Below are 13291 nucleotides of genomic sequence, written 5' to 3'. Positions count from 1 at the left end.
CTTAATTCCTTTAAAAATAGTAGTTAATTTAGCGCTAACAACAGAAATAGCAGCTGAATTAAATGCTACTTTTTTTTAATAAACAAGCTTTTTATTAACACACAAAAACCAAAGAGATGCATAATCAGCATCAATTAAATATAGACTGTTGCAGATCTCAACACCGCTCAAAATATATACTACTTATTTTTTCTAAATTAATATCGCGTTACACCACAATTACTATTCACTATTTTCATATAAAAGACGCCACGCGAAGCGACATTAGAACCGAGTAAAGCAACAATTAAAAATTTATTAACGCTCAAACAGACAATGTGAAGGGGATTGCAAAGGAGAAATGTTAGGATGGGATAGGGTAGGAGAAGCACAACGCTTCTCCGTATTTTACGTCTTATTTTTCAGTCACATTAAACGTAACGATCCATGGCGTGACTTTGTCGAGGCCTTTGCCTAGTTCAATTGCAATTTTGCTAGTAGAGCTAGGTGACATAATGTTCGTACGCATTAGCTGGCCACTCTTTTGGCTATCACCAACCCAAGAGTGATCTAAACATTGCTTTGCTAGACTCTGCGCATAGTTATGGATTTTTACTGCGTTTTCGTACTCTCTAAACTGCTCTGAACAAGTGTATTTTGTTTTACCAGCGGTACTTTCAATAATTTGGCACTTGTTGCCAACTAGGTGTGCCTTAGCCTGCCAAGAGTTCATTAACTTTGCACCGACTTCAGCGCCTTTAAGCGCAGAAAACCCATTTGCAGAAGCATTTAGAAGCGTATTTAGCTTTTCACATCCCGACATATCATCCAACTTTTCCTGTTGTTCAGGGCTCAATGTTGAACATCCGGCAGCAGTTAACCCTGCCAGCAATAGACCAAGTAATCTTGTTTTCATAAATCGTTCCATACTGTTCGCAATCGCACCATTAAAGTTAGACTAATATTTTGCCACTGCATAGTTGTAAGACTATGAGAAGTTTACCTTATTTATATGAACGGGAGTTGATCTAATTACAGATTTATTTCGATTGTGGTAGGTTGGCTTGTTACTGCACAATGCCTGAAACAAGCCAACGAAAAAGTAGGTGAAATGGTTACTTACCCAAAGCGCAAATTACTTATGCCTATCTTTGAGCGTATTGACCACATCACTGAGCGTAAGCCCTTGTCTCTGTAGTAGGACAATAAGATGATACAGTAAGTCTGCGGACTCATTGAGCAACTCTTCGTTGTCGTTTTTCATCGCCGCCAGCGCCACTTCAACCCCTTCTTCTCCGACCTTTTGACAACTACGACTTAAGTCTTTAGCAAATAAAGAGGCAGTATAGCTGCTTTCAGGAGATGCATTTTTCCTCTGGGCAATCACTCGCTCAAGCTTTCCTAAAAATGCAAGCTCTGGCATGCTTTCCGCAAAGCAGCTTTCGCTACCGAGGTGGCAAGTTGGACCTTGCGACTTTGCATAAATCAGTAAGCTGTCTTTATCACAATCGGTATGTACTTCCACCAAGGTTAAAACATTGTTTGAGGTTTCACCTTTGGTCCAAAGACGCGATTTTGAACGCGAATAAAAAGTGACGAGCTGCTTTTCTAGCGTCACTTCAAGGGCTTCTCTGTTCATAAAGCCTTGCATCAACACTACCCCGGTTAATACGTCTTGTACGATAGCGGGAATGAGTGCTGATTTATCAAAATCTACTTCTGCTATGTTTTGTTTATTAATTATCATTGTCGTGCCGCCACATCATTATTTATTAAGAACTGCTTGAGCTTTGGAATGTCAATTACACCTTTATGGAACACACTTGCAGCCAAAGCACCATCTACATTAGTTTGTTTAAATACATCAACAAAGTCTTGCATACTGCCTGCGCCGCCAGAGGCGATAAGTGGCACTTTACACAGCGCTCTAATCGCGCTGAGCTGCGCTATGTCATAGCCATTACGCACGCCATCTTGATTCATACAATTAAGTACAATCTCTCCAGCGCCAAGATCTTGAACTCGTTTGACCCATTCTTGCGTTTTGTATCGAGTACGACTTGCCGCATTCGGATCGCCAGTTAACTGGTATACTAAATATTCTTGAGTTTGCTTATCATAAAAGCTGTCTACGCCCACAACCACACATTGCTTGCCAAATTCGTCATGTAACTCTTTAATGAGTTCAGGCCTTGCAATGGCAGGGCTGTTAATGGAGATCTTATCCGCGCCTTGCTCAAGCACTCGAGCCGCATCAGCCACCGATTTAATCCCACCAGCTACACAAAATGGTATATCGATATGTCTGGCAATTTCAGCTACCCAATTGACATCGAGCAAACGCTTTTCGACGCTAGCACTGATCTCATAAAACACCAGTTCATCAGCACCTGCCTCGCTATAACGCTGGGCGAGATCAAGAATATCACCGACGACTTCATGGCCTTGAAATTTAACACCTTTGACGACCTGACCGTCTTTTACGTCTAAACAAGGAATTATGCGTTTTGATAACATGCTAAAGCCTCCTCAACGCTAAATACACCTTCAAGTAGCGACTTGCCAAGTATCACTCCACCTACTTGTTGCTTTGTAAGCCGTGCAATATCGTCAAGCGAGCTCACCCCCCCTGATGCTTGTACTTTAATTGCACCGTTATGTTTAGTGATGTCTTCGTATAATGTAAACGATGGACCTGTCATCGTGCCATCCTTACTGATATCCGTACATAAAAAATCGCTTACACCTTGCTCAACATAAAAATCTAATAGCTCGAATAGATCGCTTTTCGCATCATTTAGCCAGCCGTGAGTTGCAGGAGACCAGCCACTTTCGGTTTTGTTAACATCAAGTGCTATCACAAATTTATCGGCGCCACATGCTTTAATCCATGCAGCAACTTCTTGCTGTTTATCGACCGCCATCGAGCCTATCACCACTTGGGCGGCTCCGGCATCTAACCATTGCTTTACGTCGTCAATACTGCGAATACCACCGCCTACCTGAAAGGGAACAGATAAAGCCTTAGTCGCCGCTTGGATAGTGCGCCATTGCTTTTTGCTCGGATCACGAGCGCCTTCTAAATCCACCAAATGTAGCTTAGCTGCGCCTGCGTTTTGGTATTCAAGTAAACGCTCGGCTAAATCAAATGGGTAAAATTGTGCGGTTTCATACTTGCCTTGATACAAACGAACAATATTGTTCTCTAATACATCTAAAGCGGGAATAATCATTGTTCGTCCTTTTATAGCTGCCAATTAATAAAGTTTTGTAAAAGCTGCGCGCCAACCTTGCTGCTGCGCTCTGGATGAAATTGCATGCCGGCATAATTGTCGTTTGCAACAATTGCAGAAAATGCTTGACCGTACTCACCCGAAACCAATGTCGATTGATTGATGGTATGCGCAAAACTGTGTACAAAGTACACTTGGTCTTGTTCACTGAGCCCTGTAGTGAGCGCATGAGGCTTCACCACACATAGGTTATTCCAGCCCATATGCGGTGCAGTTAGCTCGTTAGTCTCTAACAACTCAACCTTACCAGGAATGCGACCTAAGCACGGAATATCACCTTCTTCTGTCGATTCACAAAGTAGCTGCATCCCTAAGCAAATACCCATCAAAGGCCGTTGATAGTCAGCTATTGCCTGTGCCCAGCCTTGCTCATTTAACCGCTTCATTGCTACATTGGCGTGGCCGACGCCAGGTAAAATTGCTCGTTCAAAGCGGGCTAATTTCTCAGGTGCCGTGATCACTTCAGGTGTGACACCAAGGCGCTCAAATGCAAAACGCACTGAGTTAATATTGGCACAACCAGTATTAATAATTGCAATCATAAACACCCCTTTGAACTTGCCATTTGCTGTGACGCATCCGTTGCAATTGCCATGCGAATAGCACGAGAAAATGCTTTGAATAAGCCCTCAACTTGATGGTGGGCATTACCTTCGCTCACGCTCAAAATTAAACTCACAGCCGCATTATCTGCAAAGGATTTAAAGAAATGCTCAACCATTTGTACATCTAAGTCGCCTACTTTATCTCGTGTAAAGTCAGCATTAAGTACAAAAGACGCGCGTCCAGATAAATCCAACTGACATTCTGCTTTACATTCATCCATAGGCAACGCAAATCCATAACGTGCGATTTGTGATTTTGTGCCAAGCGCGGTCTTAAAAGCCTGACCAAGGGCAATCCCTATGTCTTCTACAAGGTGGTGCTCGTCTATATGTAAGTCACCTTTCGCCTGTATATTCAAACCAAGGTTAGCGTGAGTTCTGATCTGATCTAGCATATGGTCGAAAAAACCAAGCCCTGTTGAAATCTGCCCATTGGCTTGTTGATCCAAATTTATCGCTACCGAAATCTGTGTTTCTTTGGTATTTCTGGCAATGTGTGCACTGCGATTTAAGGTGGTTAACTGCGTCACAATGGCGGGCCAGTTATCTTCGTAGAGAATACCTTCAATGCAGAGGTTTTCTGCAAGCTGAATATCGGTTTGCCTATCGCCAATAACAAATGATTTGCTAAGGTTCACTTTACCAGAGCGCATCAGTTCAGTGAGTAATCCTGTTTTAGGTTTGCGACATTGGCAGTTGTCTTCGTCAAAGTGAGGACAGATCAGAACTTCCTCAAAACGGATCCCTTGGCTTGTTAGGATTTGCATCATTTTATCTTGAGGCGCATCAAAATCAGCTTGAGGGAAGCTATCTGTGCCGAGGCCATCTTGATTAGATACCATCACTAGCTTGTAACCAAATGATTGCAGTTGTAATAGCGCTGGGATCACATTGGGTAATAGTGCCAATTTCTCTAGACTATCCACTTGTTTATCGGTTATTGGCTCTTCAATAATAGTGCCATCGCGGTCGATGAATAAATAGGGGGCGCTCATGATACTTCCTCAGTGACTTGGCATTGTTTCAGCCAGTTTTCTACTTGTTTTAATTCCTGCTCGTTGCCGATAGAGATCCGCAACCAGTTGTCCTCGCCAAACAGCACAAATGGCCGCATGATTAACCCTTGACGCATCGCTTGCTCCACAAACTGTTTGTCGGTTAGCTGTAAAGTAACAAAGTTGCCTTCGCCGCATAATATTGCGCTTACGAACTCGCTGTCTTGTAGCCATTGTATAAGCTTCTTTTTTGCTAGGTTCAAAATAGAGACTTGCCGACGCATCTGCGTTATCGCATCTGACGTTAACGCTGTTGCTGCTATTTGTGCCACAACTGTAGAAACAGGGTAGGGCGCAATCACTTTTCTCACTGGTGCCAATAGCGCTTCACTCGCTAGCATAAAGCCAACGCGAAGTCCTGCCAGTGCAAACGCTTTAGATAGTGTGCGTAGCACAACAACATTTGAGAACTCTTTGATAAGCTCAACGCAGGTTTTTTCTTCACAGAACTCAATATACGCTTCATCAACGACCACGATTGCACGGCCTTTAAGCTTATCAGCAAGTGCAGCGACTTTGCTGGCAGGTTGCATTGCACCGGTTGGGTTATTTGGATTACAAACGAAGACAAGTTTAGCGTCGCCAATTGCAGCGGTTAGTGTATCCACATCGTCATTGGCAAGCTGATCTTGGCTTAATTCATTAATAGCGATGTTGTGGGTGTCTGCCGTAACTTTGTACATACCATAAGTAGGGGTAAAGATTGCAATACTATCTTTAGCCGGTTCACAATATGTGCGTACTAATAACTCAATGCCTTCATCGGCACCACGTGTCATCAATACATTTGTTTGCTCGACCTTTGCGTAGCCTGCATAGGCATCAATTACCGTTTGTGGCTGCGGATCCGGATAACGGTTTAAGTTATCAAAGCGCATTTCAAGCACACGAGCGTATGGACTTTCATTGGCATTGAGCCACGTAGTACCTGTTAGCTTTGCACTTTTCGCAGAACTGTAGGCCTTAAGCTTTTCAATGTTATTTGGTAGCGCAATATTAGTCATTATTATTCTCCAACCTCACTTTGACGGCGTTCGCATGTGCATCTAGTCCCTCAGCTTGTGCCAAAGGTAAAATGGCAGAGCGCAAACCACGCAGGCCTTCTTTTGTGATGGTTTGTACTGTGTAAGCCTTATAAAAATCCATTAGGTTTAAACTTGAGTAGGTTTTTGAATAACCATAGGTTGGCAATACATGGTTGGTGCCAGACGCATAGTCACCTGCTGATTCTGGCGTATAGTCACCAACAAACACTGAGCCTGCGTTTTTTACTAGCGGCAGGAAACGCTCTGCATCCCTTATCTGTAAGATAAGGTGCTCTGGCCCATACTCTGCTGAGATCTCAAATGCTTGCTCTATGCTCTCAACTAAAATCAGCGTGCTATTTTTAAGCGCAGCTCTGGCAATATCAACGCGACTAAGCTTGCTTAGTTGACGCTCGATTGCAGCTTCAGTTTCTTCGATTAGTTGACTGTCGGACGCTAATAATATTACTTGCGAGTCTTCCCCATGCTCCGCCTGAGAAAGTAGATCGGCGGCGATAAATTCTGGGTTAGCGCCCTTATCTGCAATCACTAACACCTCTGAAGGGCCAGCTGGCATATCAATCGCAAGTCCCGGCACTGACTGAGAAAGCAGCTGTTTTGCCATTGTGACAAAACTATTGCCTGGACCAAAAATTTTGTTCACTTTTGGTACGCTGTTAGTACCTAGCGCCATGGCAGCAATTGCACCTGCACCACCACATTCAATCACATCGGTAACGCCACACAATTTAGCCGCATACAAAATCGCAGGATGTATTTGGCAATCACCTTTGACCGGCGTCGCCAACACGATTGTTTTTGCACCACTTAGTTGCGCACACACGCCTTGCATCAATACAGAAGAAGGCAGTGGCGCACTACCACCTGGCACATATAAACCTACGGCTTCTATCGCTTGATATCTGAGCTCGCAGGTCACGCCTGGCTGACTCTCAATTTTCTTGCTTTGTGGTAACTGCAACTGGTGAAACCTCTTAATGTTGCCATACGCTTGGTCAATAGCACTTTTAAGTTCAGGTGTTAATGCAAATTCGCTTTCAATAAGCTCTGATCCCGTTACCCGTATTCTTGGGCTAACACGGGCGTCAAACTGCTCGGCATAAGCAAGTAATGCGTTGTCGCCGTTGTGAGCGACGTTATCAATTATCTTTTCAACAGTTGCTTTTACCTTATCACCCACTTTGACCGCAGGACGGCTCAAGCATTCGCTGCGTTGCTCGCTGGTGGCTTGCTGCCAATCAAACATGCTATTACTCCATCATCTTTTCAATTGGCATGACGAGAATTGAGTTAGCACCAAGCGCTTTTAACTCTTCCATCGTCTCCCAAAATAGGGTTTCAGAGCTGACCATGTGAAGTGCTACATATTCATCGCTGCCAGCAAGTGCAAGTAAAGTTGGCTGGCCTGTGCCAGGAAGTAATGCACATACTTCATCTAACTTATTCTTTGGTGCATGCATCATGATGTACTTGCTTTCTTTTGCCTGTTTCACCCCTTTAAGGCGTGGCATTAGCTTATCGATCAGCGCAAGCTTACTTTGGTCAGTCAATGCTGCATTTTGAATGAGGCAAGCATTAGATTCTAAGATGGTATCGCCTTGCATCAGGCCATTAGCCTCAAGCGTTGCACCGGTTGATACTAAGTCACAAATGGCGTCAGCAAGGCCTGCTCGAGGTGCTACTTCTACCGAGCCTGTTAACATGACCACGCTGGCATCGATGTTCTCACGTTTTAGATATTGCTTTAAAATCTCTGGGTAGGTGGTTGCGATGCGTTTGCCATTAAACCACGCTTTCTCCTGTTGACCTATCTCTTGTGGCCACGCCAGCGCTAAGCGGCAAAAACCAAAGTCCAGTTTTGAAAGCTTAGTGACCTCAGCAAACTGCTCGTTGCGAATACGCTCAGCTTGAGCTTCTTCTAACACGTTTTCACCTACAATGCCTAAATCACAAACGCCGTCCATTACAAGGCCAGGGATATCGTCATCACGTACTCTAAGTACATCAATAGGCATGTTGGTAGAGTGGGCGATTAAACGTTGTTCACGTAGGTTTAGTTTTACACCAAGTTGTTTGAGTAGGGCTTGGCAATCCTTTGAAAGACGGCCTGATTTTTGGATTGCGATTCTTAAACGGTTGCTATTGCTCATTATTTATTTCCTAATTCTTTAAACGAAAAACCCCGAGGCGGAACCTCGGGGCGAAATAAATATTAACTCTAGTTTACATCTCGCCGGAGGTTCCTTTCAGGAATAACCCACCAGCGAAATAACTGACAGGCTATCCCGTATGATGATGGTGATGATGTTTTGCTGTCAGTGTCATTAGCATGATGTTACCTTTGTAATTAATATGTTATTCAAAAAGTTCATTTATAGATAAACATAATTTTGTTCTACTTGGCAATCATTTTTTTACGCAAATTAAAGAATAGCTTATAACAGTCGATAATAAGTAAAACCAACAGTAGGTTAGTGGGGGAGCAGATGGATGCTTTTAAACCTTTTTTAGGCCCAATCGTACGGCTAGATGTAACTCATAAGTCTGCATTTCATGTAGCTGGTGTGCAGCACTATAAGATTGAAAAAGTTAAGAAAGATCTAAAAACCGAGATTGAACTTAAACGCCAAGCTGCTGAGCATGAAAAAATTAAAGAAGGCGAAGATGAAGAAGATGAGGAGGAAAAATCTCACGAAGAACATAAGGGTGAGAATCTAGATACATGGGCGTAGATTTATTTTGCACAAAATAACCTATTGAACATTTCTCAATACCTGAGTGTATCTATTCCCCAACATATCCCACCCGCTTTTTCGAACCTAGCTTATGTATCGTCTAGTCCAGCGAGAGCCCGGTGAATATCTCGCTCAGTTGAACGCATTTTGGTAAGATTCAATGCCTGAAGGTACGTACTTCTAGCCTTTTCGTTTTGTTTCAGTACACGGTATAACTCAGCCTGAAGCATTAAATACTCCATATGCAGCTCATCCTGTACTCGCTCTTTTCCCAATAAGCGTTCCATAGCATCAACAGCCCTAGGCTTATCACCGTGTTGCTGAAGCGCTAAATAAGCCGATGAAACACAAACATCTCTCCACGTTGGTAGTTGGCTTAGTGCAATATGCTCAATCAGGCACCCGTTAGTGAATAAACGCTGCGCTGCGTCTTTCGCTGAAAAAGTCCACAATAAGTTAGCAGCTCGATGGATCAAAACGATATCTTGCGCATAATGTTGACCCACATAAGCTACCGTTTTTAGGGCTAACTCTTCATTTTGTGTGTTTTGTAAGTAATCCATAAAAGCCAAGTTATAGTAACGGTCATCCATTGCTTTTAGTCTATCAACTATCGCTTTTGATGCTTTTTTTTCAGAATCCCAAAAGCCACTTTCTATAGCTAATGCTTTCGCTGCAGATACTAAGTACTCAGGATTATTTGGCGCCAATTCTGCAGCTTTTATAAAGTGCTTGTTAGACTTTTCAACTAAGCTAAGTTTATTAAAAAGGTTTGACTGTTGCTTTATTTGATACCATAAATTACCAGCAGTAAAATGCACCTTTGCATTGTCTATATGACGCTTAATCAAGGTGTTTAACAGTGCTTCTTTATTATCATCATTTTGCGCAACCGCAACTGACACGGCCATTATTTCAGCATCAAGCTCTTTATCTTTTAGCGTGTTAAGGATTTTAGTGACTTGCTGATACTGACGATGATAAAAAGCAGACTCAAGCATTGTTATTTGAGAATTGGGTTGCTGTGCATATGTTAAAGCACTATACAAAATAATAACCGCGCAAGAGGTATAGATAAGCGATTTAATAAACATGTTGTGTCCTTTTTTAGTGTGTCCGTTATCACTATTGTATGTTTTCTAACGTAAGCTTAATTTGCAGTTTTGATACCAGCTTTTACTTTCTATATTTTTATTCATACAATCAATATGATGTAGACTGTTATCGCTTTACTCTTGCTGTATTTTGCGTGCCATTATCGATACACTCGCCATGTTCTGTTTCGATACCGACACATTTGATAGTTCTGTTTGTATTCAGTAATTCAAACAAAGTTGCATAAATTAACGACCATTTATTTAAGGAGAAATAACATGTCGTATAAGTCAGTAAAAAATCTCATAGGTTGGTTCGTTGTAGGTCTGTCTGCGCTAGCGTTAGCTCCCAGTGTTGTGCCCGGTAGCATGGCTGTTTTAGCATTTTACTTAAGCCTTGCACTGCTCTTAGTTTCCTTGTTTACCATTTCTTCAGCCAATCACCGCCACTTTCAATTGACAGCCATCATTGTCGGTGTCGGTATGCTGGTTTTGAACGATTACTTGCGTGTTATCATGCCTTCTCCAGAGCCCACTTGGCTTAACCGCATCGCTTTATATCTCGTGTATCTCACTATTTGTGGGATAGGCATGATTAAGGTTAAACGACAACTTAATAGGTAATACCAGTTGTATTAAGTAAATGATCTATTTTGAAGCAGGGAAATAGCTTTAGTAGCTAGGCAAAAATTTTGCTATTTAGTGTTCTAAATGAGAAGTTTTTAACGAAGCTAATATGCTATTTCACCCTTCAAATTGATTAGAGAATTAATTCAATTGGTATCAACACTCAGTTATTGCCAAACAGCGGTTGCGATTTGCTGCTTAGCCACATACAATTTCGCGACCTGTCTGTTTGTAAACTACATTACTTTGGCTGTATCTACGACTTTCTCTTCTACGGGGCCTTTAGCCCAGCATTTCCCGGGCTATCAACCAAGACAGCCTCAAATTGATATGGCTATTGCGGTAGAAGAAACCATACAAAATGGTGGACAATGCATCGCCGAAGCAGGAACAGGGACGGGGAAAACGTTTGCCTATCTCATTCCTGCCTTTCAGTCTAAAGGTAAAGTCATCGTCTCAACCGGCTCTAAGGCCTTGCAAGAGCAATTATTCCATCGCGACGTACCGACCCTAAAAAAGGTGCTTAACAGTGGTAAAAAAGTCACTTTGCTAAAGGGGAGAGCCAATTACCTTTGCCCTTACCGTTTATCACAGCATTTAAGCCATGTGCCAACCGACGACCCAGATGTTATGCACCAACTTGCCATGGTTGCAAAGTTCGCTTCTGAAACACACAGTGGAGACTTAGCTGACTGTGTGGGTATCGAAGAAGACGCAAAGGTATTACCCTACGTTACCTCAACTGCAGATAACTGTTTAGGAAAAGAGTGCCCAGACTACGAAGACTGCTATATCCGAAAGGCAAGATTAAAGGCAGTCGATGCCGATGTTGTGGTGATCAATCATCATTTATTTTTTGCCGATATGGCCGTAAAAGATTTAGGCTTTGCGGAGCTAATGCCAACCGCGGATAGCTATATTTTCGATGAGGCACATCAATTACCAGAAATAGCCAGTGACTACTTTGGTGAGACTATCAGCACTAAAGCTTTACAAGCGCTTATTAACGATTTAAGAGTGATCTACCGTTCTGATATTCCAGATATGTTGCAACTTGGCAAAACACTCAATAAATTGGAAACCAGCGTCGCCGATTTGCGTTTGGTATTTGGTGGCGATGGTGCCCGTGGTGATTGGCGTGAGGCGCTGTCGAATAAACCGATTTGCGATGCCATGCATCGAGTGATAGCTAACTTAGACTTTCTCTATAAAGTGCTCAAGCTTTGTCTGGATAGAAGCGAAAAAATAGAACACCCATTTGAAAAGGTTATGACCTTTAAAAATCAGTTTGAACGTGCCTTTGATACCAGTCAAACTGGATTTAGTTACTGGTTCGAAACCACAAGACGCTTTTTATCTATTCATATCACGCCGCTTGATGTATCAAGTAAGTTTGCACAAATTGTCAAAACCACTGAGGCAAGCTTTGTATTTACCTCCGCCACCTTATCCGTTGATAATTCCCTAGAGCATTTTAGTCGTAGCTTAGGGCTTAAACCGACCTCACAATTTATTGTTGATAGTCCATTTAATTATAAGCAGCAAGCCTTACTATGCCTGCCACGCTATCTGCCGGAAACCCGTGACGACTTAATGCCACATGCGCTGGTAAAGCTTGCAAAACAGGTGATTGAAGCTGCAAAAGGGCGTACATTTTTACTATTTACCAGTTATCGCGCGATGCATTTAGTGTACGAAGGACTGAATACGGCACTGCAATATCCTATTTTTATGCAGGGTCAAGCATCGAAACGGATAATTTTAGAGCAATTTATTCGTCACGGTAACGCCGTACTACTTGGTACAGCCTCCTTTTGGGAGGGCGTGGATGTGAGAGGTGACACTTTGAGTTGTGTTGTCATTGATAAGCTACCATTTGCTTCACCAGATGACCCTTTATTGCAAGCGCGCATGCGAGACGCTGAAATGCGTGGATTAGAACCCTTTGATGCAATACAACTCCCCCAAGCTGTTATAGCGTTGAAACAGGGGGTTGGGCGATTAATTCGTGATGCTAACGATAAAGGTGTACTGATTATTTGCGATAATCGCTTAGTTACGAGAAAATACGGCCAGACGTTTTTAAGTAGTTTGCCTGATATGTCTCGCACGAGAGACTTAAACAAGGCAATTCGATTTTTAGAGAATATTGATAAAAATGAAAAATAACCTGTTGGCCATAGACGCCTCCACCGAAGCACTCAGTATTGCATTGCACTATGAAGGCAAGTTTATTCGCCACTTCGAGGTTTGCCCACAGCAGCATAGCCAAAAGATACTTCCCTTAGTTGAACGTATTTTACGCGAAGCCGATATCAGCCTTCGTGAGCTTGATGGCATTGTATTTGGACGTGGTCCTGGCAGCTTTACTGGTGTGAGAATAAGTACAGCGGTTGCTCAAGGCTTAGCATATTCTTCAGGTCTTAAGTTGGTTGGTGTTTCAACTTTGCAGGCTATGGCGCAACAGGCATACATGGAAGCAGCCAAGTCCAGTGTAGTGTCGGCAATAGATGCACGTATGGGTGAGATCTACTTATGCCAATACAACGGCGAAACTAGTGGTGTTATTCAACCAAGCACCGAAGAAACAGTTATTAAACCTGAAAATATCGACTTTACATCAAGTGGTGCGGCTGGTGTTGGTACAGGATGGCAAGCATTCTCAGAGCTTGCCACACAGCTTGAATGCGAAATCATTGACAATATCACGTTACCTGATGCTTATTACATGCTGTTTATAGCTGACGATAGTTTCACACAAGGCTTATCTGTGGATGCTGCTGACGCCCAGCCACAATATGTGAGGGATACTGTGACGTGGAAAAAGTTGCCAGGTCGAGAATAAAGGCGTATTTTT

At 42.8% G+C, this 13291-nt stretch carries 14 protein-coding genes; 4 read left to right on the top strand and 10 right to left on the bottom strand.

All coding sequences use genetic code 11. The annotated features are described in order from the left end of the window. Nucleotides 1–394: 394 nt before the first annotated feature. The 9 genes from PPIS_RS24450 to hisG all read right to left on the bottom strand — a co-directional run bounded on the left by PPIS_RS24450 (nt 395) and on the right by hisG (nt 8128). Complete coding sequence (locus tag PPIS_RS24450) at nt 395–895, bottom strand: hypothetical protein (RefSeq protein ID WP_010377134.1); 501 nt, start codon at nt 893–895, stop codon at nt 395–397. Nucleotides 896–1114: 219 nt separating this feature from the next. Then, on the bottom strand, nt 1115–1726 hold the full coding sequence (gene hisIE, locus PPIS_RS24445) for a bifunctional phosphoribosyl-AMP cyclohydrolase/phosphoribosyl-ATP diphosphatase HisIE (RefSeq protein WP_010377136.1): 612 nt from the start codon (nt 1724–1726) through the stop codon (nt 1115–1117). Then, nucleotides 1723–2496: an imidazole glycerol phosphate synthase subunit HisF gene (hisF, locus tag PPIS_RS24440; RefSeq protein ID WP_010377140.1), complete on the bottom strand. Its 774-nt coding sequence runs from the start codon at nt 2494–2496 to the stop codon at nt 1723–1725. The genes hisIE and hisF overlap by 4 nt, the downstream gene beginning before the upstream one ends. Further along, a complete protein-coding gene (locus PPIS_RS24435) occupies nt 2478–3212 on the bottom strand; it encodes a 1-(5-phosphoribosyl)-5-[(5-phosphoribosylamino)methylideneamino] imidazole-4-carboxamide isomerase (RefSeq protein WP_010377143.1) in 735 nt (244 codons plus the stop codon). The genes hisF and PPIS_RS24435 overlap by 19 nt, the downstream gene beginning before the upstream one ends. 11 nt (nt 3213–3223) lie before the next feature. After that, nucleotides 3224–3814: an imidazole glycerol phosphate synthase subunit HisH gene (gene hisH, locus PPIS_RS24430; RefSeq protein ID WP_010377144.1), complete on the bottom strand. Its 591-nt coding sequence runs from the start codon at nt 3812–3814 to the stop codon at nt 3224–3226. Further along, a complete protein-coding gene (gene hisB, locus PPIS_RS24425) occupies nt 3811–4872 on the bottom strand; it encodes a bifunctional histidinol-phosphatase/imidazoleglycerol-phosphate dehydratase HisB (protein ID WP_010377146.1) in 1062 nt (353 codons plus the stop codon). Before hisB ends, hisH begins: the two co-directional genes overlap by 4 nt. After that, on the bottom strand, nt 4869–5936 hold the full coding sequence (gene hisC, locus PPIS_RS24420) for a histidinol-phosphate transaminase (RefSeq protein ID WP_010377148.1): 1068 nt from the start codon (nt 5934–5936) through the stop codon (nt 4869–4871). Before hisC ends, hisB begins: the two co-directional genes overlap by 4 nt. Further along, entirely contained in the window at nt 5929–7224 is a 1296-nt protein-coding gene (gene hisD, locus PPIS_RS24415) for a histidinol dehydrogenase (RefSeq protein ID WP_010377150.1), read from the bottom strand. Before hisD ends, hisC begins: the two co-directional genes overlap by 8 nt. 4 nt (nt 7225–7228) lie before the next feature. Continuing rightward, nucleotides 7229–8128 (bottom strand): ATP phosphoribosyltransferase, encoded by a 900-nt coding sequence (gene hisG, locus PPIS_RS24410; RefSeq protein WP_010377151.1) that lies wholly within the window; start codon nt 8126–8128, stop codon nt 7229–7231. 336 nt (nt 8129–8464) lie between these two features. Between hisG and PPIS_RS24405 the strand changes: the two genes are divergently transcribed. Then, nucleotides 8465–8710 carry a hypothetical protein gene (locus PPIS_RS24405; RefSeq protein ID WP_010377153.1) on the top strand — a complete coding sequence of 82 codons (246 nt, stop codon included), beginning with the start codon at nt 8465–8467 and terminating at the stop codon, nt 8708–8710. Nucleotides 8711–8802: 92 nt separating this feature from the next. Here PPIS_RS24405 and PPIS_RS24400 read toward each other — a convergent pair whose 3' ends face one another. After that, the gene (locus PPIS_RS24400; protein ID WP_010377155.1) at nt 8803–9807 is read right to left on the bottom strand and encodes a tetratricopeptide repeat protein; all 1005 of its coding nucleotides are present in this window, start codon (nt 9805–9807) and stop codon (nt 8803–8805) included. Between the two features lie 279 nt (nt 9808–10086). On the opposite strand from PPIS_RS24400, the gene PPIS_RS24395 reads away from it, so the two are divergent. From PPIS_RS24395 to tsaB, 3 genes are all read left to right on the top strand, one after another. Beyond that, on the top strand, nt 10087–10431 hold the full coding sequence (locus PPIS_RS24395) for a hypothetical protein (RefSeq protein ID WP_010377157.1): 345 nt from the start codon (nt 10087–10089) through the stop codon (nt 10429–10431). A gap of 249 nt (nt 10432–10680) precedes the next feature. Continuing rightward, on the top strand, nt 10681–12603 hold the full coding sequence (locus PPIS_RS24390; protein WP_026345620.1) for a DNA repair helicase YoaA: 1923 nt from the start codon (nt 10681–10683) through the stop codon (nt 12601–12603). Further along, complete coding sequence (tsaB, locus tag PPIS_RS24385) at nt 12593–13279, top strand: tRNA (adenosine(37)-N6)-threonylcarbamoyltransferase complex dimerization subunit type 1 TsaB (RefSeq protein ID WP_010377161.1); 687 nt, start codon at nt 12593–12595, stop codon at nt 13277–13279. Before PPIS_RS24390 ends, tsaB begins: the two co-directional genes overlap by 11 nt. The last annotated feature ends 12 nt before the right edge of the window (nt 13280–13291 follow it).

The organism is Pseudoalteromonas piscicida (assembly GCF_000238315.3).
GTDB lineage: Bacteria > Pseudomonadota > Gammaproteobacteria > Enterobacterales > Alteromonadaceae > Pseudoalteromonas > Pseudoalteromonas piscicida.
This window is presented reverse-complemented; position numbering and strand designations above follow the sequence as displayed.

Excerpts from the sequence above, each read along its gene's own strand:
- PPIS_RS24450 (WP_010377134.1), bottom strand. The coding sequence starts at position 895 with ATGAAAACAAGATTACTTGGTCTATTGCTGGCAGGGTTAACTGCTGCC.
- hisIE (WP_010377136.1), bottom strand. The coding sequence starts at position 1,726 with ATGATAATTAATAAACAAAACATAGCAGAAGTAGATTTTGATAAATCA.
- hisF (WP_010377140.1), bottom strand. The coding sequence starts at position 2,496 with ATGTTATCAAAACGCATAATTCCTTGTTTAGACGTAAAAGACGGTCAG.
- PPIS_RS24435 (WP_010377143.1), bottom strand. The coding sequence starts at position 3,212 with ATGATTATTCCCGCTTTAGATGTATTAGAGAACAATATTGTTCGTTTG.
- hisH (WP_010377144.1), bottom strand. The coding sequence starts at position 3,814 with ATGATTGCAATTATTAATACTGGTTGTGCCAATATTAACTCAGTGCGT.
- hisB (WP_010377146.1), bottom strand. The coding sequence starts at position 4,872 with ATGAGCGCCCCCTATTTATTCATCGACCGCGATGGCACTATTATTGAA.
- hisC (WP_010377148.1), bottom strand. The coding sequence starts at position 5,936 with ATGACTAATATTGCGCTACCAAATAACATTGAAAAGCTTAAGGCCTAC.
- hisD (WP_010377150.1), bottom strand. The coding sequence starts at position 7,224 with ATGTTTGATTGGCAGCAAGCCACCAGCGAGCAACGCAGCGAATGCTTG.
- hisG (WP_010377151.1), bottom strand. The coding sequence starts at position 8,128 with ATGAGCAATAGCAACCGTTTAAGAATCGCAATCCAAAAATCAGGCCGT.
- PPIS_RS24405 (WP_010377153.1), top strand. The coding sequence starts at position 8,465 with ATGGATGCTTTTAAACCTTTTTTAGGCCCAATCGTACGGCTAGATGTA.
- PPIS_RS24400 (WP_010377155.1), bottom strand. The coding sequence starts at position 9,807 with ATGTTTATTAAATCGCTTATCTATACCTCTTGCGCGGTTATTATTTTG.
- PPIS_RS24395 (WP_010377157.1), top strand. The coding sequence starts at position 10,087 with ATGTCGTATAAGTCAGTAAAAAATCTCATAGGTTGGTTCGTTGTAGGT.
- tsaB (WP_010377161.1), top strand. The coding sequence starts at position 12,593 with ATGAAAAATAACCTGTTGGCCATAGACGCCTCCACCGAAGCACTCAGT.